This is a genomic window from Gilliamella sp. Occ4-3, from assembly GCF_001690675.1.
Taxonomy (GTDB): Bacteria; Pseudomonadota; Gammaproteobacteria; order Enterobacterales; family Orbaceae; genus Gilliamella; species Gilliamella bombi.
In genome coordinates this window covers 13,046-35,860 of record NZ_LZHR01000041.1, presented here as the reverse complement: position 1 = coordinate 35,860, position 22,815 = coordinate 13,046, and the positions used below count along the sequence as shown (strand labels likewise).

Annotated in this window: 17 protein-coding genes; 1 reads left to right on the top strand and 16 read right to left on the bottom strand. The window is 34.8% G+C overall.

Annotation, left to right across the window (positions count from 1 at the left end):
- Positions 1-2 precede the first annotated feature (2 nt).
- The 6 genes from A9G44_RS04225 to gss all read right to left on the bottom strand — a co-directional run bounded on the left by A9G44_RS04225 (position 3) and on the right by gss (position 12,511).
- A complete protein-coding gene (locus A9G44_RS04225; protein WP_065609331.1) occupies positions 3-1,967 on the bottom strand; it encodes a vWA domain-containing protein in 1,965 nt (654 codons plus the stop codon).
- Positions 1,968-1,979: 12 nt separating this feature from the next.
- Complete coding sequence (locus A9G44_RS04220) at positions 1,980-2,984, bottom strand: hypothetical protein (RefSeq protein ID WP_065609329.1); 1,005 nt, start codon at positions 2,982-2,984, stop codon at positions 1,980-1,982.
- A 114-nt stretch (positions 2,985-3,098) separates the two neighbouring features.
- Complete coding sequence (locus tag A9G44_RS04215) at positions 3,099-5,771, bottom strand: putative virulence factor (RefSeq protein WP_065609327.1); 2,673 nt, start codon at positions 5,769-5,771, stop codon at positions 3,099-3,101.
- Entirely contained in the window at positions 5,768-8,794 is a 3,027-nt protein-coding gene (locus A9G44_RS04210) for a virulence factor SrfB (protein WP_065609325.1), read from the bottom strand. Before A9G44_RS04210 ends, A9G44_RS04215 begins: the two co-directional genes overlap by 4 nt.
- A 9-nt stretch (positions 8,795-8,803) precedes the next feature.
- Positions 8,804-10,351 (bottom strand): SrfA family protein, encoded by a 1,548-nt coding sequence (locus A9G44_RS04205; RefSeq protein ID WP_065609324.1) that lies wholly within the window; start codon positions 10,349-10,351, stop codon positions 8,804-8,806.
- 285 nt (positions 10,352-10,636) lie between these two features.
- A complete protein-coding gene (gene gss, locus A9G44_RS04200) occupies positions 10,637-12,511 on the bottom strand; it encodes a bifunctional glutathionylspermidine amidase/synthase (protein ID WP_034913310.1) in 1,875 nt (624 codons plus the stop codon).
- A 198-nt stretch (positions 12,512-12,709) separates the two neighbouring features.
- Between gss and ybeD the strand changes: the two genes are divergently transcribed.
- Positions 12,710-12,976, top strand: a complete 267-nt coding sequence (ybeD, locus tag A9G44_RS04195) for a DUF493 family protein YbeD (protein ID WP_034913328.1) — start codon at positions 12,710-12,712, stop codon at positions 12,974-12,976.
- Between the two features lie 276 nt (positions 12,977-13,252).
- Here ybeD and adk read toward each other — a convergent pair whose 3' ends face one another.
- The 10 genes from adk to tyrS all read right to left on the bottom strand — a co-directional run bounded on the left by adk (position 13,253) and on the right by tyrS (position 22,785).
- The gene (gene adk / locus A9G44_RS04190; RefSeq protein WP_065574343.1) at positions 13,253-13,897 is read right to left on the bottom strand and encodes an adenylate kinase; all 645 of its coding nucleotides are present in this window, start codon (positions 13,895-13,897) and stop codon (positions 13,253-13,255) included.
- Between the two features lie 37 nt (positions 13,898-13,934).
- Positions 13,935-14,186 carry a YfgJ family double zinc ribbon protein gene (locus A9G44_RS04185; protein WP_081297592.1) on the bottom strand — a complete coding sequence of 84 codons (252 nt, stop codon included), beginning with the start codon at positions 14,184-14,186 and terminating at the stop codon, positions 13,935-13,937.
- 3 nt (positions 14,187-14,189) lie between these two features.
- On the bottom strand, positions 14,190-15,644 hold the full coding sequence (gene der, locus A9G44_RS04180; RefSeq protein ID WP_065609323.1) for a ribosome biogenesis GTPase Der: 1,455 nt from the start codon (positions 15,642-15,644) through the stop codon (positions 14,190-14,192).
- 19 nt (positions 15,645-15,663) lie between these two features.
- The gene (bamB, locus tag A9G44_RS04175; protein WP_065609322.1) at positions 15,664-16,836 is read right to left on the bottom strand and encodes an outer membrane protein assembly factor BamB; all 1,173 of its coding nucleotides are present in this window, start codon (positions 16,834-16,836) and stop codon (positions 15,664-15,666) included.
- A 26-nt stretch (positions 16,837-16,862) separates the two neighbouring features.
- Entirely contained in the window at positions 16,863-17,621 is a 759-nt protein-coding gene (locus tag A9G44_RS04170; RefSeq protein ID WP_034913298.1) for a YfgM family protein, read from the bottom strand.
- Positions 17,622-17,639: 18 nt separating this feature from the next.
- Positions 17,640-18,917, bottom strand: a complete 1,278-nt coding sequence (gene hisS / locus A9G44_RS04165) for a histidine--tRNA ligase (protein ID WP_065609320.1) — start codon at positions 18,915-18,917, stop codon at positions 17,640-17,642.
- Between the two features lie 24 nt (positions 18,918-18,941).
- The gene (gene ispG, locus A9G44_RS04160) at positions 18,942-20,051 is read right to left on the bottom strand and encodes a flavodoxin-dependent (E)-4-hydroxy-3-methylbut-2-enyl-diphosphate synthase (protein ID WP_065609318.1); all 1,110 of its coding nucleotides are present in this window, start codon (positions 20,049-20,051) and stop codon (positions 18,942-18,944) included.
- Between the two features lie 84 nt (positions 20,052-20,135).
- Entirely contained in the window at positions 20,136-20,579 is a 444-nt protein-coding gene (locus A9G44_RS04155; RefSeq protein WP_080702351.1) for a helix-turn-helix domain-containing protein, read from the bottom strand.
- 63 nt (positions 20,580-20,642) lie between these two features.
- Complete coding sequence (gene pdxY, locus A9G44_RS04150) at positions 20,643-21,509, bottom strand: pyridoxal kinase PdxY (RefSeq protein ID WP_034913287.1); 867 nt, start codon at positions 21,507-21,509, stop codon at positions 20,643-20,645.
- A 4-nt stretch (positions 21,510-21,513) separates the two neighbouring features.
- Positions 21,514-22,785 (bottom strand): tyrosine--tRNA ligase, encoded by a 1,272-nt coding sequence (gene tyrS, locus A9G44_RS04145; protein ID WP_218837530.1) that lies wholly within the window; start codon positions 22,783-22,785, stop codon positions 21,514-21,516.
- Positions 22,786-22,815 lie beyond the last annotated feature (30 nt).

The window sequence follows — 22,815 nt, the reverse complement described above, 5'->3', positions numbered from 1 at the left end:
CTTTATGGCAACATTTCTAATGGTATAGGATAAACATTCTCACGAGGGTCGCTACCTTCAGCTAATGAAATCCAACGATCTACATCTGCATTACATTTTTGATAATAACGAATTTTACTATTTAAATTACGAATAAATTTTTCTTGTTCAAGCCCACTCATACTTTTCCATGTATCTTGATCAAGCCCCGTTACATCGCTCTTATAAGGGATATTATCTAAATATTCACCAAGTAAACCCAAATCTGCAATTTTTGTGACAGAATCTGATTTTAATTTACTTGGATCTTGCCCCATTGCGGCAGCAACAGAGCGAAGTTGCGAAAACATATCATCGGCAGAAATCAATCCATCATTAGCTGCATTTGCAATTTTGCTAACAACATCACTCAGATCACTCAGTTGTGATTTTGTTAATAATATTCGTGGCTCTGCTGTTGGTATAGTTGGTTTGACAAAATCTTTATCGGCAATCCAAGCCTTAAAAACTGACGGTGCTTTAGTACCTTTTACATCCCCTAAATAAGCAAGTTGCATTGCCTTACTTAATAACAATGCATCTTTTAACATATCAGAGTTATCATCTTTTGCATTTATAGCATTGCCAACAGATGCTTCACCTTTATATGCTAGTTTGACTTGTTCAGATAGTGCTTGCGCTAATAAATCTACTTTTTTACCAAATTCATTAACATCACCAGCATTAACTGGGTAATAAAGTGATTTATGAATGAAATCGTTATAAGTTAAGTCTGAATATTGTGCTGCCGCTACTTGGTGATCTTTTGCACCACTTGGCGTTTTTAAATGTAGCGCATAAATGGCAACTCCTTTATGCTGAGCTTCAAGCCTTAATTGCGCTGCATCCATGCCAGTACTAGAAAGCTTATCATCACCCGGAATCGCACTAGCATCTGTTATTAAAATCATATAACGTGCGCCAAAACTATTCCAATTAATATCATTTAATGCTTGAGCAATGCCCGCATAAGAATCTTCCGCAAAATACGAGGTAGAAACAGAAGCTTGTTTAAGTGAAGCACTTAACTTTTTAAAGTCTTCTTTATCCTTAACTTTATTTGGATCGGCAAAAATCTTGGTAACAAATTCGAGCTTATCCGATGCTTTTAAGCTTGAGCGGAATGATATCAATCCGAATTTTACTTGTTCTTGTAGCTTTTCTTTTTCAATATGCTGATAAACTCGCGTTACCGCTTCTTTAGTTCTTGAAATATAAGGATCCATAGAAATAGTTGAATCAATAACAAACACAATAGCGGCTTTAAAAGGTACTACTTGATTTGCACTATCATCAGCAGTTTGAGCAGTGTTTTGCTTTGGGTTATTTTTTATCAATGATTCTTGTTTACTTACTGATGCGACCTCTAGCACTCGCTCATAAAACCCTCGCCCATTCATTACTTCTTCACCTTGCAAAATAGGTAATAAATAGAAATTACTTTTAAAATCTACAAACTCTTTAGGTTCTTGAGCAAGCACTTCTGGAGCTGCTTTATTCGCTTTTAGAGCTTCACGAATAGGTTTTAATAAAGTTTCAGGTTTATCGGCATCAACAATCGCAGTCAATGCAGCCTTATCCTTGAAAAATAGCAAAGGATCACGATCAACTGGATTAGTAAAAACTAATGTCATTTGCATATTCCAAGCAATAGTACATGAATCATTAATCCAACCAATAGTTTTTCCATAAGAATCTGGTCCTACATTAAGCCATTGCTGATTATTCTGATTTTTGCGCTCATAAACATAATAACGTGAAAATGCAGGTAAAGATTTACCAGTAGGATCAGTAATATTACTTTTTAATTCACATGTTGGCGTACTTAGTACACGCTGATATAGCGTTTTTTTACCTACCTGCTTAAGTGGCTCTGCGGCAAAACCAATTAATGGTAAACATGTTAAACCTATTGTGGAAATCAGTTTTGAGATAGCTAGTTTATTCATTCTTGCTCCTCACTATTTTTGTAGTTGGGTTAAACGATCTTTAACGAATGTATTCTTTGGATCGTTAGTCAAAGATGTTTCATACCAATAAATAGCCGTTTCTTTATCAGCTTCAAAACAATTATTCACTTCATAAAATTTTTCGTCATACTCTTTTGCATATAGCATAGCAATGTTAGCATTTGTTTGTGCTTGATTTGCATATAGACGCTGAGCTATATTACATTTTCCTGCTTTTTTAGCTTCAGTAATTATCTGAATAATTGCTCCCGTTTCAGGTTTAGTCTGTAAACATTGTTGAATAAATGTTAAATCATCAGTAGAAATGTTGTTTAAACTACATTGTTCACTAACTTCCACTGTTGGAGTGGGTTGCAATTGATTTTTGAAAAATAAAAAATACCACGCCGCAAGACCTAGTCCAATTAGTATCATACATCCAACAACAATAGAAACAATTAGTCCTAGGCGACTTTTTGATTTAACTGGTTTCTCAGGAGTTATTTCGGATTCTGGCTCCGTTTCAATAGGTTCGACTAATGTTTCCTTTTGAGAGGTAATATTAGATTTTTCAATTAATGGCGGTTCATCTTCAACAATAGGATCATTAACTTGCTCAGGATGTTCTATAACTTGTTCTTCATTAGATAAAGTTGTTTGTGCGTTTGATGCTGTTGAGGAAAAAACAGTTTCTGCAATACTAACAACACCACCATCAACATAACTTTGATTTTGCTTATCACGAATTTGTATAAGAAACCGAAGCTGACTTTCTTGTGTCACCAAAGAGTCGACCAACCATTCACCGACATATCCCGTTAATTTTTCATTTTCAACTGACATATTTTCAAGAGTATGCCAATTTTTTTCGGGGTTCCATTGATTCAAACCAGATAAGTAATAGCCATCCTGATTGCGTTGTACAAGTATATCAATTTGAGAACTACCACTCCATTTTTGAGCTAAAAACTTCGCAATACCGGGTTTATAACTATCTAATTCAATTCTTAATGCCATGATATCCTCTATTTTTATACTCAAATACGCGAGTATTATTCATCCGTTCTATTGAATAGGGAAACATTTTCAACTCAAATAATAGTTCCCTATTACTCTGTTTTTTATTTAATTTTAATTAATCTGCGATTGTTTGAAAAAATTAAGAATTTCACCCAATCGACTATTTTGTTCTTGACTAATTTCTCGTCCTGCATGGTGCCCCACATTTTCTTGTGCAAGCATTGCAAATGCAACAAACCAATCAAATATCGCATACTGAGAATAATTTTTAGTTTTATCGTCCAGTTTCGGTAATGAATGTGATGATTGGACATTCAATTCACTTAGCGGTGAAGAAAATATCGGTTTCCCCTGATTAACTTTACTCATTGGTATATCACTTCCCTGCCCTTGAATAAAACCAAGCCATGCAATAAAGTCGGCTAGTAAAGTGTGAATAGTACTAATTTGTCTAGATTCTAGATCATCACGCTTACTACCAGTATTTTCGTTATTCAAAATATGCTCGGTTAAACTTGCTTCAAGTTTCATTCGATTAGCTGCAGTAATAAGTTCTTCTACAATAAAAGAGAGTGATTTTTGATTGATACCAAAAAACTGCAAAATATGCTTATCTAATACGATATTCCTTAAATGCTCTAACCATGCCGAAAAAACAGTTTTGGCAAACTTTGATTCGGTTGGTAATGTGGCAACTTGTTTAGTTGTCAATGATGAATTCTCATCAGAAAATAACTCGAAATCAGCATTTAAACCAAAATCATTCGATAAATTATCTAACAAATTATCATTGCTATCTTGCTGTGTTTCATTTTCTATTGTGTTGGAATGATAAAGTGCTCTAATTGTTTGATCTGGCAATTCAAACACTTTAAGTAGTTCACCTAATAATAGCGCTTTACTTTGCAATTCTTTAACTGCATCAGCAATTACTTGCTTTTTCTTAACTAGCTCTTCATCACTATCCGCTTGATACCAAGTATCAAAACGCATATTAATAATGTAATCAATTTTCTCATTAAGTTGTTCAACAATACGTTGTTGTTTTACTTCCGTAATGGCAACTTGCTCCAAGTATTGGCTAATTCGGCCTATACCTCCATCATTAAGTTTTAACATGGCATCCCATGCTTCTTCTGGCTGGAACACATATTCTTTAATATCACTATTTTGCACAAATGTATTTTTTAATACATTCATTTTATCTTGATAATTTTCTCTATAATCAATCTCTTGGCTAGTGCTCGGTTCGACATTTAAAAATGGCACATCAAATCCTGGTTTTCGAACTAGAAAAATATTATTAAATTTGTGATTGTTCGACCAATTACTTAACCAATCATAACTACCAAAACGTTCTAAGATAGTTTGTTGTAACAAACCTCCTTTGCCCCAGCTATTTTTTAAATTATCTTCAGATAGTGTTAATGATGTGCCAATGCGTTTATCAAACATGGTTATTGCCCATAATAATCCCGGCTTTTTAGTAGCTCTTTTTTCAGCTGTTTCACCTTGGGTTTTATCAATCCAGCGCTCAAGTACTGGACCTACATCATTAACATCAGATTGTTTATCTGATGGTGTACAAACAACTAGCACATTCATTTCCTGGCTGTCAGTATATTTTTCAAAAAGATAAGCAACTTTACCACGCAATAAAAGCTGAGCAATTGGATTACCTTCTTTAACATCAGAAATCGATATCAAGTTTAGACGGCCTCGATATCCAGGGAAATCAAGTAAATCTACATTTTCAAATGTCGGTACTCTGGTTTTATTGACTAATGGAAAAATTAATTCGGCAGTTAAAAAAGCCAATTGAGCTAAAGATATAGTTGTTGGTGCGCCATTTAATGGCGTTATAGTGACAGATGAATCTTTGTCGGTATTTAATCGCTCAAGAATATCAACATTCATAATACTGTCAATTTGTGACTTAGTACCGTTATTATCTTTGATTAAGACAGAAAGCGGCGCATATACCGTTTCAGCATGACTAAAACTTGATAAGGTCGTCGCTAGTTGGGTATAGATTGTGGTGAGTTCAGAAATACCACCCCATAAAACAGAAATCAGTTCACCACGATCAGATACAGGCAAATAAGGAAGAAGGTGCGTTGCTTTTTCCCAATATCCCCCTTTCAAACCTTCAAGCGAGTTACCAAAGTTCTCAGATAAATAATCATAAAGATCAACAACATCATCTTCAATAATACCGCCAACATAGCTTATTTGTTTTTTATTTTCTAACCGTTGAATCAACTGATTTAGCTGTGAAAACTCAATTTTATTGGATACTTTTTGTTGGTCAAAATCTTTAAAATAGGCATTTATTAAGATTTTTACAATTTCTATCTCTTTAAATAATTTTAATTCTAACGGATAGTTAGCTATACCACCTTTAGCAATACGGCTAAAACGAGTAACAAGACCTGTCGCTTCTTTACCACTACCTACAGGATTCACATGATCAATAAAGTCTAAAACTTCGTTATCAACAACCGTTTCAAGCTTACCATTTTCACCCGCGGCTAGTGCTGAAATAAGGTAAGATTTACCTGCCTGTGATAATCCAAAAAAACCAACTGCAACAGACTTAGTTGATACATCACCCAATCGTTTTGCACTATTACGTAAACGACGTAAATCTAAAATTAAATTATCTGCTTCACTATCTAAACGTTTAGATGAATGGCGTGTTTGATCTACCCACTCAATAGCCTTTGCTGATGCTTGATAGACCTGTTCCCAAGATTTAGGAAGTTGTTCATTTAAGTTTTTCATCGTTTTATCATTCCACTATCAAGCCAATATTGCGTACTTATTAAACCAGAGTTAACCATTGTATTTAAACTTAGTTTAATATCCTGATTTTTATTACAGGCTCGTCCGTCAGAGGCTTTTACATCCTTAATATAAAAATTTTCGACCGTTTTTTGTTTGTTTTTTATACCGAGAGTAACTTCTAATACGACGCCTTCAGCACTTAATCGTTTGGCAACTTCACTATTTTCAATTGTTAAAATATAAATAGGTGATGCTGGCCACCTTTCAACTTCAAGTTGCCTAAAACCAAGTCTTGTGGTGCCTCTAATTTCAAATGAGAGATCAGGGAAATCATAATCAGGATTATCTAAATCAATATCTTGATAATAAACATTTTCTTTTTTAATCATATTAAGATTATCTAAAAGCCCAATGTATTTAACTGTTGAATATAAATCCATATTAGAAGATCTAAAATAGAAATTAGGCAATCGTAAATTTTTGCTTAAAAAACAAAGCATAGCACCCACAGCAGCCGTTGTTTTAGGATCATCAATGCGTTCTTGTTTATGGAAAGGATACCAACCACCAGTATGATAACCATGTAAGGGCAAAATTCGCCCAGCAGGCATAGATAAGCGTGATCGGAAATAACTTTGAATTCCCGGTAATCGAGAAGGGCGACCAGTTAATAAAAGCACATCACACTGATAACAACTAATAATTTCGGATAATGCATCAAACGTTTTACAGATGTTGTAATAATCACCACGAATAAACAAATAATGTATACGTTTAAGGTTAATATCGATACTTAAATCAAGTACCGAAAACTCAGGGTTATTTAATGCGCGCCTAATAGGTTCATTTATAAAATTAAGCACATTGTCAGTCATAGTGTTATGTTGTAATAATTCGCCAAAGGTAGAACGATAATCATGTTGCTCTGAATGTAATGGATCATAAAGTTCATACGCTTTTAATATTTGTAATCCAACTGGAGTAAATAGCTGTAAAGTAAGTTGTTGGCGCAATACCGCATCTTGGATAGATAGTTGTTGTGAACCAATAATAGTAGATAGAATTGGGTTTGGATCTGCTATTCCAGCTTGTTTTAGACCATTTGTTAAAGCAGTTAGAACTGTATCTTGAATGATATCAAGTAAAATATCATCACCTGCAACTTTGAATCCATCACGAAAACGTTGCGTTGGTACAATATAAGCATTACTACTGTTGGTTTGACCACTTACACCATAATCTAATTGGTAATCGTTAATCACTAAATCTGTTGTGCCACCACCAATATCAACTGTTGCAATAGTTAGCTTCTGTTTATTAGCTTTACCTGGACGTACCATTGAAGCAATAAATTCTTCACTGCGCCCATTATAATTATTTTGGGTCTCGTTAAAGAGGTAAACCACTTGCCCGCAAGTTGCCTCGTCCCATTGAATATACACTTCAGGGATATTTGGCCATACGCTTTTTAGTTGTTCTGGATTATTAAAATCAATATTTTTATCTGAACTATCCCAACCTAGGCTTTTCCAAACCAAACCTATTGCTTGATATACGCAACTTTTAAATATTGCTTGTTCTGGTTTTGGCATAGCTGGCGGAATAGTTAAAATAATAGATCTTAAATTACGTGGTGTTTTAGCATGCTCGAGTTTATTACGCTGAGCAACACTATTCATTTGCATTAATGCATGCATTAATACTTCACATAACATAAAAGTCATCAAAGAACTGCGTGAGTATTTTGGGTGGAAAACTGGCATTTTACGGTCATACTCTTCTTCAATATCATTACTTAAAATATGTAATGCTTCACCATATTCATTAATTAAACTTGAAAAAGGCTCAGCTGTAGCAAATGGTTCATGATCACTTTTTACATAATGAGAATTAAAACGCCAACCTTGCTCATATTTATCTTGATCCCATAAATAGCGTTTAGGGCTTGAAAGACCCGTTGCACCTTCATTACCCTCTCGCCGACTTGCAAGCCGACTTGCCTCTTGACCTACACGGACAATACTTGGCCAACGGAATGTATCTCGTCGACCGCTTTGTAATGAAAAATGTTCTTTACCGAAAAAAGTTTGGGCAAATTCTACTCGGCTTTCAAACGGTTCATTGTAAATATGCTCTGGTTGGGTTAAGTCTCGAATTTCAAGCTCATAACGATGATTTAAACTATCTTTATCTTGGGCATGATCTTCAATTAAAATGCCACAAGTTCGTGAATTACCCACATCTAAAATCATATCAACAGGAATTGATTTAACAACATCATCTTTATTGTTTGACACAATTTTAATTGTTGGCAATTGCAAGGAGTCGGCAAGTAAGTGGATGATATTTAGGTAATGCGCATAATAAGATTTATTTTTAATCTCTTTATTAATATCATCTTTATGTATCTTTAAACGTTCAGGTTGTGGCGCGAGTTCTTGAAAGAGATCAATTAACCAACTGGTTATCCATTTGAGTTCTAAATACCATGAAACGTGATCTGAGCGATGTGCTAAACTAAATACTGCACCAGTCATCACATCGTTTTCGGTTGGCGCAAGATAAGCAACATCTTGTAAGTTAGCAAATACTTTTGTATCAAAAGCAAAAGTGATTCGATGTGTATTACCATCAGGATCTTCACCTTCAGGAATACTAACGATTCGAACTCGGCTCCAGTTATGTGGCCCTTTATCAAAACGATTTGAAGGTATTGAACGTAACATAGGAACTGGTAACCAAATGCCATCGTATAGTTTTAAGGACTGTTCAACACTAATTTCCTGTGTTGGATTAACAGCAAATGTGGGATTATCTGGTGTAAAAAATTGACCACTTTCCACATCTTCAACCAACCTAATTAGCGCACCACTCTCAGAGGGATCAATAAAGCACCCATTAACTTTACTGCGCCATTCATTATCTTTCCAATCGATTTTAAGTGCAAAGTCAAGAAACTGAATACCGCTATTCATAATAAGTGTCACTTCTTGACCATAATTGCGTAATTCTGGAAGCATATACAACCTTTATTGTTTTTTCATTGTTATTGGGAATGAAGTCCCATTATTATAAATTCCCTGACAATTAGCATTATTATTTTTGTCTGGTGTACATTGAATCTTTGGTAATTGATATTTGGTATTGTCACTACAAACAGCCTCAGTGTTACCCGTTATATCTAAATTGGCATTTTTAATGTTTGTACCCACATTACCTGTACATTTGACACCATCACTACGTGTTACAGTGACTTCGCCATTCCCATCATTAAAGTTATAACTTAATTGTAATGGTTTACCAGTGGCTTTATCTTGAATACCACCATTTACAGACCATTGACCATCTAAGAATTTTGTCGATCCTTGTTTAATTGCATCAGCTGGCATAGCTAAATGATTAGTTTGATCAACAGCTGAATTAGAATCTGATTTATTATCTTTATCCGATGGCGAAGATGTCTGCTCAGCGCTATCTTTATCTTGTTTATCTTGTTCGCTTTGATCATTTTGGACATTTGTATCATCTTTTTTATCAGGATCTAAAGGGGTAGATTTGTCATCTTTATCATCCGTTTTTGTTGCATCTTGCTCGCTTTTATTATCTTTGACACCAGGCTCTGGAATATTATTACTATCATTTCCATTGTCTGTAGGTAAAGAATGATCAACTGAATCACCAGCCACGTTGCTATTGGTAGGAATATTATTTGCATTGTCTAAAATCGTACCATTTGGTATAGCGTTATTGGTGACACCTAATCGATTATCAACGACAACATTTTTTGGCTCTGGATCTTTTCTATCTTGTTTTTCATCTTTTTCTGGTTGGCTAATATTACTATTATCTAAAGATACATTCGGGCTAATCGATATTTCAGGTTTTAGCCAACAGCCGCGTAATAAAAACAATGCTAACAAAAGTAACAATAAAGGTAATAACCCTAACAACCATACCCACCAACGTTTCCACCATGGTCTATTATTAATTTGTGGAGTAACTACTTCTGTGATTGTTGGCGTTACTTTTTTTGCAGGCTCTAAACAATAGAATGGAGAATTTACTTGAGGCGTTTGTGGATAAACAAAACCCCAAAAAGTAATCACTGGTTTACCATTAACAATATAAACAAATTGATTACTAGGAAAGCGTATTGCCATCAAGTTAGGTTCTAGACTTTGTGAATTGTGTTTTGGATCATAAATAAGGCGGCTGAACAATAGCTGATCGCCTTTAATATTTGAGTTACTAGCTAGTTGCTCACCTAGAGCCACAACTTTTCGCTCAAATTCCTTTAAAAGCTTAAGGGCGGATTCTTGTTCGGATTCACTAGCCGATGTCCAAGGGACTATATCATATTGCCCATCTGGTTGATTTGAATCAAAAGGAATATACCAATCAATAATATTACCTTGGTCATTGCGTTGAGGAATGGCTAAATAATCGGCAAATTGTTTACCTAATTTAACTCTAAACGTTTCCCGAATTTGAGCTGCGACTAAATAAGCAGCTTTTCCATCATGCCCAAGCATTTTGAAATCTTTAATATCACCACTTCGAAGTAATGTATTTGCCATATATTTCTTTTCATTCCTTTATATCATTTTTATTTCTTATAATTTCTTTTTAAAATTATGACAAGTTTAACAGAAAACGCCATTATTGTAATTGATATCATCATGGATATTCTAAATTTTAAACATATCTTTTAATAGATTATGTCATAAATAGGATCACTAATACAAATTATAAAAAGTTAAATAATCAATTGAATTACAATAACTTTACTTATAATTACGATACAATTGATGAATTCAATTTTTATACTAAAACATATACTTTCCTGAAAGTTTTTTACAAAATTATTTTAAGAACTCATCATCTGTTAATACTCGTAATGGTTGCATATCGCTTTCACCTTTTATAACTAAAGAAGGATCGGAGCGTAAGCAAGTCCCACCATAATGTCCACCAACAGTAAAAGTACATAACTGTAGATAACGATCTTCGACTTTCGGTAAGCACCATAGTTCTTGATAAATATTTTCTTGTTTAGCAAATCGACCTACTGTTTTATCAAGGATCTGTTCTTGATTATTCACTAATTGAATATCACTACCACGGCGTCCAGCTATTGGTTTTATTGCATAACCTTTTTTAATTAGGCTTTCATTGAGTTCAAATGTAGACTCTAATAGGTAACGATGATTAGGAAATAAAGACCATAATACGGGTAAAATAGCTTTATTACTTGGAATAACCGTCCACAGTGGTTCGAAAACAGAGACTTCTGGTCGCAAAAGCACATCGAGCAATCTAACTGAATTTTCAGGATGCCATGTACGAATTGGTAATCCTGCAATTTGTGCCTCGCTTTCTTCTCGAAGTTGCTCTAATACCGTTTCCCAAGCCCATGTCTTCCAAACACAAGTTACTTGGCGATCTTCATCATCAACAAGTCGACCACGTTTATCCCATCTTAGTCCAGTAAGCCCTCGTAAAATTTTGCTATTAAATCCCGCTTGAGTAAGTGCTGTTTGCATAAATAATGCATGATAATTTTCTTCACTATCATTATCTTGCATAATATGAACAAAAGATTGAGCATCACTATGCTTCCAACAGTTAGCTAAAGAATTAAGTAAACCACTACTAGGATTGGTTCCTATATTCAGTCCAGCTTGAATAGCCCATTTTTGCAAAATATGACCTGCTTCAGTATGACAAGAAGCAGAATCAGCATTATATTCATAGACTTTAAAGCCTCGTTCATCCATACAAAAATCTAACCGCCCAGTAATCATTTGGTAACGGCGCTGCTGCCATGAAAGTCTTAATCTTGGCCATAATATTTCTGGGATATTAAAATTAAGTAATAAATTATCGTCCTTTAATACTTTATCTGTGGCATGCAAATACATTAAATGTAATTCATTGGTTGCGCGAATAAGCTCTTGTTCGGCACTTTCAGAAATAGTGAAATAGCGATAGTGATCATCATGACTAATAGCATGACCTGTCGCTGAAACATACGCACTTTCTAATGGATCTGATTCATTTAACCAATTTTTATCAAATTGACCTTGGTTTTCAATATGCGCGCTATGAATTTCAAGTAACGGTTTAGGAATTTTAGGTTGCGGTAAACTATATTCAGTCTTGTCAGTTTGAATCATCCACCCTAAGATTTTCGTATCATCAAACGAGTCATGTAGTTGGTAACCGTCACTGGTCACTGTCATTTTAAGTTCACGAGTCCATTGCTGCCCAATTGGTAAACGCTTATGTATGACATTTTGTTCTGCTATCCGTACTTTATCTTTAAATACTTCAGTAATGATAGCCACATGACCTGTACGGTCAAAAAAACCACCATCATCCCAAACAAGTAACGCACCAGCCTCGGGCTTTTTTTTGCTTCCGTTTGCAAAAGCTTGCAAAGGTAAAATCGCTTCATTAACAACTTTCCTTAGAAAACGTAGTGAAAAAATTTCATGCGCCATACCAACATCTGTAAAAACAATACCATAGTTTAAAAATAAAAATCGCCTTGCAAATTCAACGCATTGCCATTTATATCCCATATATTCATAACCAGAATAGCTACGAAAAGATGCATCATTAGGGTATTGTTTTTGATCTAAAGTTTCATAATCAGATGAATAAATGGCAACACCACCTGGCGCATACCCTAATAATGTACCAAAAGGTTCTTTATTATTGGATTTAGATGACATGTTATTTTAGCCTTATTAGTAAATAGCAAGATACGTTAATTACACTATGTTATAATTTCTATCATAGATCAAAATATATACTTTAAAAAGCAATGTTTATTATTCGTTACTTGAAGAATAGTAAATTGCCTATATATAGTGTTTATTCTTGGTAGTCGTAACGATACATCGAACCAAATAAACGAGAAAAATAAAATTATGCAAAAAACTAAATTAAATGAGTTATTAGAGTTCCCATGCTCTTTTACCTATAAAGTAATGGGAGAAGCAAAACCAGAGCTTGTAGACAAAGTGGTATCAGTGATTCAACGCCATGCTCCTGGCGATTATACGCCATCAATCAAACCTAGTAGTAAAGGTAATTATCATTCTGTATCAATTACCATTAATGCAACGCATATCGATCAGGTCGAAAATCTTTATAAAGAATTAGGCGAAATCGATATTGTAAGAATGGTTTTATAGTGTTTTACTTTTTGCTAAAAATTGAAAGTTTTATCAGTATAGATAAGGCTTTCTGCTATACGATAAAAAATTCAATAAAATCAACACCCTACCTGAATGATTTTTAGTGAATATTCATCTTTATTACAACAAAAGAATTAATTAGAAAATATTATAGAATCAATGTATTTTATTAAGATATTCAAATTAGTATTGTATAAGCAGTAACATAAATTCATTCAAGATGATAAAGCGCAAGATAGTGTTAACTGCCTTGCGCTTTTAATAAAAAACAAATTATCCTAAAATTTTCACTAATTCTTTTGTTACTTCAGTTACAGCTTGCGTTCCATCAATACGGAAATATTGTGTCCGCCCTTCTTTGGCTTCATGCTGATAATAACTAATTAGTGGTTTAGTCAAATCGTGATATTCAACAAGGCGTTTACGAACGATTTCTTCGTTATCATCTTTGCGAATAGTAAGTGGTTCACCAGTCACATCATCAACATTTTCAACCTTTGGTGGATTATGGCGAATGTGATAAACACGACCTGAAGGAGCATGAATTCGGCGCCCACTCATGCGATCAATAATCACTGCGTCTGGTACATCAAATTCAAGCACATAGTCAACCTTTATGCCAGCTGTTTTCATCGCATCTGCTTGTGGAACCGTGCGAGGGAAGCCATCTAGCAAAAAGCCATTAGCGCAATCGCTTTGTGCAATACGTTCTTTAACTAATGCAATAACAAGTTCATCGGTAACTAGTTTACCGGCATCCATTAACTCCTTAGCTTGTAAACCAAGTGGACTACCAGCTTTTACTGCTGCTCGCAACATATCACCAGTTGAAATTTGAGGAATACCATATTTTTGCATAATAAATTGTGCTTGTGTTCCCTTTCCTGCTCCTGGTGCTCCTAATAAAATAATTCGCATAAAATAACCTCTTATGGCTTTAATATAAATAAAGCTTCTATTCTGGTAAGTAATGAAATATCACCTTACTGCTGGATATCAAACCATCAGTTGGGCAAATATAGTTAACCGCTCCACAACCTTTGATCATTTGAGCTTTTTGCAAACAAGTCGGGCAAATATACTGTTCAAGATAATGTTGCTTACAATGAGGACAATTAAAATTCTGTGGTGAAACAACACTCATTTTATGATGACACTTTGGACAAAGGCCTTCTTTCCCAGAATCATTTATTAATTTTCCTGACATAAATTAATTTCGCCCTCTTACATGCTTCATTAATCGACGACGTTTACGTTGCTGTGATGCAGTTAAAGTATTTTTTCTACCTTCGAATGGGTTAGCCCCTTCTTTAAACTGAATTCGAATTGGTGACCCCATGATTTTTAGTGATCGTCTAAAATAGTTCATCAAATAACGTTTATAAGAATCTGGTAGATCTTCTACTTGATTACCATGAATCACAACAATTGGTGGATTATAACCACCAGCATGTGCATATTTTAGTTTAACACGTCGCCCTCGAACTAAAGGCGGCTGATGGTCATCTTGTGCCATTTGCATAATCTTGGTTAATAATGCGGTATTAACGCGACGTGTTGCACAATCATATGCTTCTTGAATCGAATCAAATAAGTTACCAACACCACTACCATGCAACGCAGAAATAAAGTGCACACGAGCAAAATCAATAAAATCTAATCTATCATCTAATGTCGTTTTAACTTGCTCTTTGATATCTTGTGATAAACCATCCCATTTATTAACGGCTATTACAAGTGAGCGCCCACTATTAATAATAAAACCAAGCAATGATAAGTCTTGATCGGATACACCTTCTCTGGCATCAATAACTAAAATAACTACATTAGCATCTTCAATTGCTTGTAACGTTTTAATAACTGAAAATTTTTCAACTGTTTCAGTAACTTTTCCTCGTTTACGTACACCAGCCGTATCAATCAAGATATACTCACGTTCATCTCGATTCATTGGTATATAGATACTGTCTCGAGTTGTCCCTGGCATATCATATACAACAACTCGCTCTTCACCTAAAATTCGATTAGTTAGTGTTGACTTACCAACATTTGGTCGGCCAACAATAGCAACTTTGATAGGTTGATTGATTAATGATTCTGTTTCATCAACAAAATCATCACATAATTCAGTTAGATCATCTAATTGTTGATTATCATCTGCGTTATTATCGAACTGGAAAATAGGATCTAATACAGTTTCAATTAATGAACTTACACCACGACCATGACTAGCTGCAATTGGATGAATTTCTCCCAATCCTAAACCATAAAAATCAGAAATCGCAGTATCGGCATCAATACCATCAATTTTATTGGCTACTAAAAAAGTAGCTTTATCGCGAGAACGGAGATGTTTTGCAATAGTATGATCGGCTGGCATTGTACCAGCTCTAGCATCAACTAAGAAAAGAACAATATCAGCTTCTTCTATTGCTTGCAGAGATTGCTCAGCCATAAAGCTTTCAACCCCATCTTCTGTTCCATCAATACCACCAGTATCAATCAAGATATATTCATGGCCCTTGATCTCAGCTCTTCCATATTTACGATCACGAGTTAATCCAGGAAAGTCAGCCACTAAGGCATCTCGAGTTCGTGTTAACCGATTAAATAGAGTCGACTTTCCAACATTTGGACGACCAACAAGCGCTACAACAGGTACCATGTTTCTTCTCTAGATTACTTTAATTCTTTGTAAAGGCGTAAATATCACCATTTTTAGCTTGGACAATTAACTTATTGCTTACAACTAATGGTTTAGATATTAATCCGCTACTACTCACTTGTGTTTTAGCAACAAGTTCACCACTTTCAGCATTTAACCAATATAGGTAACCTTCAAAATCACCAAACACGACATAATTTTGGTAGATGACAGGATCAGTTAACAAACGATGAGTAAAGTTTGACTGAGTCCAAAGTTCTCCGCCACCACTCTTAGCGATGGCTCGAACATTGTCATCCTGATCAATAACAAACAATCTATCGGTATCAACAGCAAAGCTATGAATAGATCCTAGTACTTTACGCCAAACAGTCTGACCATTACTTAAATCAAGCGCAACAACACTACCATTATAACCAACAGAATAAACTAAATTACCTTCAACTACCGGAGTAGAATCAACATCATTCAATTTTGCTATTTCTGTAGAGCCTGATGGCTGTGAAATGCGTTGCTGCCAAATTAATTGGCCATCATTAATATAGTAAGCATTTACTCGACCATTATCATCACCAACGATTGCTGCACCATGAGCGATAGTGGGTGTAGAGTTACCTCTTATTGATAATGTTGGAACTTCGAAGGAAACATCCCACAAATAATCACCAGTGTCACGATTAATACCTTGAAGAACACCATTAGCAGTATGAATTATTAATTTATTATCAGAAGATACCGGGCGAGCAAGTACTTCCCCTTTCACTGCTTTTTCCCAAACAACTTTACCGTTGAGACGATCTAACGCATAGACAATGGCACGTTCACTACCTACATAGACAAATTTATCATCAGCACTTACACCACCTGAAAATAGTGCAGTTTTACTACTGAAAAGTGTACTTTTAGATAAATTAGCATCCCATATAGTATTACCGCTTGATAAATCAATTGCCTTAACTTGTCCACTACGACTCGCTACATAGATAGCATTATCATAATTAATCGGACCTAATAATGAATAAATATGAGTATTACCAGCAGTACTATTTTTCCATACTTGTTGGATAGAAAATTGATTATCTACTTTCGGTGACGGTGCAATTTGTACAATCTCATCTTCTTTACCGAATAAAGAACACCCAGCTAGTGAAAAAACAAAAACACCAACAAAAAGATATTTTGATAACTTCATTGTATAGACCCTTATAGCAGGATAAATTAATTTTTACTTTCTTCAGATGCAGCTTGTTTCGCTTTAGCTTCTTGCTCTGCTTTTTCTTTGGCTGCCTGAGCCTCTTTTTCTGCCTTTTCTTTAGTAGCTAAAGCTTCTTGTTCAACTTGTTGTTTTGCTTTTAAATATTCAGCTTGGTTCAACTTCATTTTAATACTTTCTTCTAAATCTTTAGTTGGTGAAGAAGTCAAAGCAACATTATAAGCACTAACTGCGTCAGCATAACGAGTCATTTTTACAAGCACATCACCGCGGAGATCATTAATTACGGCACCCCAACTTTCATTAGTTACATTACTTAAAGATGTTAGACTTTCTTGATATTGACCTTGTTGATACTGTAAGCGTGCTATACGAATATTGGTAATCGCTTTAACTGGCTCTGAATCAGTTTTCTTTAATGCATCAACTAACAAAGATTGAGCTCCAGAATAATCTTTTAATACCTCAACATAAAATTTTGCTGCACGCAAATTAGCAAACACGCTATAAATAGTATCATTGTTTTTAGCAAAAGATACTAATTCATTAACAGAATCTGGTTTATTATCATCTAATTGAGCAATTAATTGTTCATACTTATCTGATGATGCTATCGCCTTTTCAACTTTATATGATTGCCAATAACGCCAGCCATAAAAGGCCAATAATCCAATCACAATAATGGCAACCATAATTTTCCATGTTTTAGCAAAAAAACCTTTTATCTCTTCAATTTGTTCTTCACTGGATAACTGATGACTCACGTTTTTCTCCTATTTCCTTTACTTAATAGACAAACAAGTTTGGACAATATCTGCTTGTGCCACTTCAAATTGTTCGCCTGTTTGTAAATTTTTAATCATTACTGTTTGATTAGCTAATTCATTTTCACCAATAATAACTGCTATCTTAGCACCTAATTTATCTGCTTTGGTAAATTGTTTCTTAAAATTACTGCTACCATAATTTGTCATGATTCGCCAATCAGGTAGACCATCACGCAATTGCTCTGCAACACTCTGAGCAACTGAAATAGTTTTTTCTTCACCAGAGGTGATCATATAAATATCAATCGAATTATCACCATTAAATGATGGATTAACCGCTTGAACTAATAAGACTAAACGTTCAACTCCCATTGCAAAACCAACTGCTGGTGTTGGTTTTCCCCCAAGTTGACCTACAAGGCCATCATATCGTCCACCACCGCAAACGGTTCCCTGTGCCCCTAGGCTGTTAGTTACCCATTCAAAAACTGTTCGATTATAGTAATCCAAACCGCGTACTAATCTTTGATTAATATTATATTCTATCCCAGCACTATCCAATAGTCGGCATAAGCTTTCGAAGTGAATTTTGGACTCCTCATCTAAATAATCAAACAATTTTGGAGCTTGATTCAGCAGCTCTTGAACTACTGGGTTTTTTGAATCAAGTATGCGCAACGGATTAGTATACATTCTACGTAAACAATCTTCATCCAATTTATCTTTATATTGTTCAAGAAAAGTAACTAATGCATTTCGATAGTTGACCCTAGCCTCAAGCGAACCAATTGAATTAAGTTCAAGAGAAGTATGCTGTTCGATACCAAGAGCTCTCCAAAAACGAGCCGTTAATAAAATCAGCTCGGCGTCAATATTAGGTCCTTCAAGTCCAAAGACTTCAACACCAAATTGATGAAATTGACGATAACGCCCTTTTTGTGGTTTTTCGTAACGAAATGCTGGTCCTAAATACCAAAGACGTTGTTCTTGATTGTAAAAAAGACCGTGTTCAATTCCTGCACGAACACAACCTGCAGTAATTTCTGGACGTAAAGTAATACTTTCATCATTACGGTCATTGAAAGTATACATCTCTTTTTCAACAATATCGGTAATTTCTCCGACCGCTCGCTTAAATAGTGCGGTATCTTCAACAATAGGTGTTCTAATTTCGTTGTAGCCATAACTGTTTAGTACACCTTTAACGATTTTTTCAATCTGTTGCCAACTTGCACTATCTGTTGGGAGTAAATCATTCATCCCTCGTATAGATTGGATCTTTTTCTCTGTCATTTATTTATTCGCTATCTAATAAAATTATAATTCAGTTGCTGCAATTCTGTTTTTCAATATTAATGCTTTAGCACGAATTCTTGCTTCTAATTCATCAATCATTTGTTCATTATCAATACGACCAATACGCACACCATCTTCATAAAAACCACTTTTGTTATGACCTCCAGCAACTCCTATAGTTGAAGCTAATGCCTCCCCAGGACCGTTAACCACACAACCAATAATTGATACATCCATTGGTGTAATAATATCTTCTAATCGTTGTTCTAATGTATTGACTGTGTTAATCACATCAAACTCTTGGCGAGAACAGGTTGGACACGCAATAAAATTAATACCACGAGACCGTATACGCAGCGATTTTAAAATATCAAATCCAACTTTCACTTCTTCTGTAGGATCAGCTGCTAAGGAAACTCGAAGTGTATCGCCAATGCCTTCTGATAGCAATAATCCCAATCCAATGGCCGATTTAATAGCACCGCTTCGAACACCGCCTGCTTCAGTTATACCTAGATGTAATGGTTGCTTTATTTGCTTAGCTAACAATCGATAAGCATCAACTGCAGTAAACACATCAGATGCTTTTACACTGACTTTAAACTGATCAAAATTAAGTCGATCAAGTATATCGACATGGCGCATCGCTGATTCAACTATCGCTTTTGGTGTAGGTTCACCATACTTTTCTTGAATATCTTTTTCTAAAGAACCAGAATTAACACCAATTCGTATCGGGATATTTTTATCTTTAGCACAATCAACAACAGCTCGAATTCTTGATTCATTACCTATGTTGCCAGGATTAATTCTTAAGCAATCAACGCCATATTCGGCAACTTTCAATGCAATACGATAATCAAAATGAATATCAGCAATGAGTGGAACTTTTGCCTGCTGCTTAATAAATTTAAAAGCTTCAGCTGCATCCATTGTAGGTATAGAAACACGCACAATATCTACACCAACACGTTCAAGAGCTTGAATTTGGGCTACTGTTTTTTCTACATCTGTGGTTCGAGTATTTGTCATTGATTGAACTGCAATCGGAGCTCCACTACCAATAGGAACATTGCCGACATAAATTCGGGTAGATTCTCGTCTAACAATTGGTGAATCTTGATGACTCATACATACTTAACCATTTTACAAAATAACTAGTAATGATCTTAACAAGATTTAAGACAAATGTCTGTATGAGAATAAGAAAATTTGCTAACTATTAACACGAGTAGCAGAGGCTGGAGAAATATAATGACTTACTTCAATAAGATTACTTGTATTATCTTTATTGGCATAATATAAAATTACACCAAGCACACAAAGAATTATAAATATCCCCCAAAAAATAAAAGGAGCTTTTCTAGTTCTTTTTGTTTTAAATGCTTGCGTTTGAACTTTCTTTTGTTGAGACTTAGATTGTTTAGTTAATTCATCGAAATATGGTTGATAGTGTTCTGATGATAAGCCAACAATTTCGGCATAAGAACGAATATAACCTTTTACAAAAACAAGTGGGGCGTTAGGTAATTGGTCATTTTCGATATCAACAATTACTGTCTTTCGCACATGAATTTTATTGGCAATATCATCTTGAGTTAATCCCATTTGTTCTCGTAAATCAACGAGCATCACTCCTAATGAAATATTATCCATCATACCCTCATTTAATACTAATCGTTAGCTAATTTAATCTTTACAAACAGTTACATATTTTTACAATTAATCAATTTTATTTGCATTAAACCATTGTGCTGGTTTTTCAATTTCATTTTGAGCTGCAACTAATTGTAATTCATATTCATCTTGTTTTAAGGTTTCAAGCATAACCGCATACACGGCCGAAGTAGTATGTTCTAAAGCTTCAACCAATGATTTCCCAAGTAAAACATTAGCTAAAAAAAGTCCACTTGTCATATCACCAACACCAACGGGTTGTCTTACACCAAAGTCAACTAGTGGTCGGTCAATATGCCATGCTTCGTTGCTAGTTACAAGCAACATTTCAAAGCGATCAATTTTATATCCAGCTCTGCTTAAATGTTTAACTAAAATCGCTTTAGGCCCTTTTTTACATAACTCTCGACAAGCTACAATTGCTTCATCAACATTATTAATACGTTGTTTTCCATTAAGCTCTTCAAGCTCCAAAATATTCGGTGCCATCATATCAGCCATAGGCAATGCTGTATTGCATAAAAACTCAGAAACACCTGGTGCAACAAAACATCCTTTTTCAGGATGTCCCATTACAGGATCGCAAAAGTAAATAGCATTAGGATTAACAGCTTTTACTTTTTTAACTATTTCAATAATCGCATTACCTTGTTCAGGTGATCCCATATAACCACTTAATACTGCATCACACCGTTTCAATTCATCAATTTCATTAATTCCATCAGCAATTTCGGTTAAATGCGATGCAGACATTACCGTTCCAGTCCATTGTCGATATTGAGTATGATTGGAAAATTGTACAGTGTTTAAAGGCCAAACATTTACGCCTATTCGACGCATAGGAAATACAGCCGCACTATTCCCTGCATGACCAAATACAACATGTGACTGAATCGATAAAATATTTTTCATGAAATTAACTCCAAATTAACAAGCAGTAATATTTTTTACCACGACGAAGTAAAGTATAACGATTATATAGTTTATCGCTATCAGTAAAATGATAATCAGTTGTAGTGTTACGTTCACCATTAACAGCAATAGCATTAGATTCAATCATCGTTCTAGCTTGTCCTCTTGATGGTGCAAATTCCGCATTAACAATTGCTTGTTGTAAATCAATACTTTCCTCAACAGCTAATGCTGGCATACCATCTTGAGCTAATTGTTCAAAGTCAGCTTCAGACAAGTCAGTTAATTTACCAGAAAATAGGCTTTCTGTAATACGTTTTGCTGCAATCAATCCTTCTTCACCATGAACTAAGCGTGTAACTTGCTCAGCAAGTACATATTGAGCTCGTGGTGCAACACCACTATTTTTATCTTCTTCTTCCAATGCATCAATTTCACTTAGAGGCATAAATGTGAAGAATTTTAAGAATCGATAAACATCAGCATCAGCAGTATTTATCCAGAATTGATAGAATTTATAAGGACTTGTCTTTTTCGGATCTAACCATACGGCACCACTTTCAGTTTTACCAAATTTGGTCCCATCGGATTTAGTGATTAACGGTACAGTCAAGCCATAAACTTGTTTTTGATGTAAACGGCGAGTTAAATCAATACCTGCAGTAATATTACCCCACTGATCAGACCCACCAATTTGTAAAACAACATCATGTGATTTATTCAAACAAGCAAAATCATAAGATTGTAACAAGCTATAAGAAAATTCAGTAAATGAAATACCCACCTCATCACGATCTATACGTTGTTTTACTGATTCTTTATTAATCATCGCATTAACTGAAAAATACTTACCAACATCACGTAAAAATGTCAGTACATTCATGCCACTAAACCAATCATAGTTATTAGCCACAATCGCTGAATTTTCACCACAATTAAAATCTAAAAATGGTGACACTTGTTGTTTGATCTTTTCACTCCACTCAATAACTGTTTCCTCAGTATTAAGTTTTCGTTCAACAGCTTTAAAACTTGGATCGCCAATTAATCCTGTTGCTCCCCCTACAAGCGCAACAGGTTTATGACCAGCTAACTGAAAACGTTTTAAACAAAGTAATGGAACTAAATGACCAAGATGCAAACTATCTGCTGTTGGATCAAAACCACAATAAAGCGCAATAGGATTTTGTTCAATTTGTTCTATTAGTGCTTTTTCATCAGTAAGCTGAGCAATCAGCCCACGTTCTTGTAGTTGTTTGATCACATTTTTTGTCATGATATTTTACCTATTAAATTTATTACATTT

Excerpts from the sequence above, each read along its gene's own strand:
- A9G44_RS04210 (WP_065609325.1), bottom strand. The coding sequence starts at position 8,794 with ATGCTTCCAGAATTACGCAATTATGGTCAAGAAGTGACACTTATTATG.
- A9G44_RS04185 (WP_081297592.1), bottom strand. The coding sequence starts at position 14,186 with ATGTCAGGAAAATTAATAAATGATTCTGGGAAAGAAGGCCTTTGTCCA.
- A9G44_RS04225 (WP_065609331.1), bottom strand. The coding sequence starts at position 1,967 with ATGAATAAACTAGCTATCTCAAAACTGATTTCCACAATAGGTTTAACA.
- pdxY (WP_034913287.1), bottom strand. The coding sequence starts at position 21,509 with ATGAAAAATATTTTATCGATTCAGTCACATGTTGTATTTGGTCATGCA.
- hisS (WP_065609320.1), bottom strand. The coding sequence starts at position 18,917 with ATGACAGAGAAAAAGATCCAATCTATACGAGGGATGAATGATTTACTC.
- tyrS (WP_218837530.1), bottom strand. The coding sequence starts at position 22,785 with ATGACAAAAAATGTGATCAAACAACTACAAGAACGTGGGCTGATTGCT.
- ispG (WP_065609318.1), bottom strand. The coding sequence starts at position 20,051 with ATGAGTCATCAAGATTCACCAATTGTTAGACGAGAATCTACCCGAATT.
- A9G44_RS04220 (WP_065609329.1), bottom strand. The coding sequence starts at position 2,984 with ATGGCATTAAGAATTGAATTAGATAGTTATAAACCCGGTATTGCGAAG.
- gss (WP_034913310.1), bottom strand. The coding sequence starts at position 12,511 with ATGTCATCTAAATCCAATAATAAAGAACCTTTTGGTACATTATTAGGG.
- A9G44_RS04205 (WP_065609324.1), bottom strand. The coding sequence starts at position 10,351 with ATGGCAAATACATTACTTCGAAGTGGTGATATTAAAGATTTCAAAATG.
- der (WP_065609323.1), bottom strand. The coding sequence starts at position 15,644 with ATGGTACCTGTTGTAGCGCTTGTTGGTCGTCCAAATGTTGGAAAGTCG.
- A9G44_RS04215 (WP_065609327.1), bottom strand. The coding sequence starts at position 5,771 with ATGAAAAACTTAAATGAACAACTTCCTAAATCTTGGGAACAGGTCTAT.
- A9G44_RS04155 (WP_080702351.1), bottom strand. The coding sequence starts at position 20,579 with ATGATGGATAATATTTCATTAGGAGTGATGCTCGTTGATTTACGAGAA.
- adk (WP_065574343.1), bottom strand. The coding sequence starts at position 13,897 with ATGCGAATTATTTTATTAGGAGCACCAGGAGCAGGAAAGGGAACACAA.
- bamB (WP_065609322.1), bottom strand. The coding sequence starts at position 16,836 with ATGAAGTTATCAAAATATCTTTTTGTTGGTGTTTTTGTTTTTTCACTA.
- ybeD (WP_034913328.1), top strand. The coding sequence starts at position 12,710 with ATGCAAAAAACTAAATTAAATGAGTTATTAGAGTTCCCATGCTCTTTT.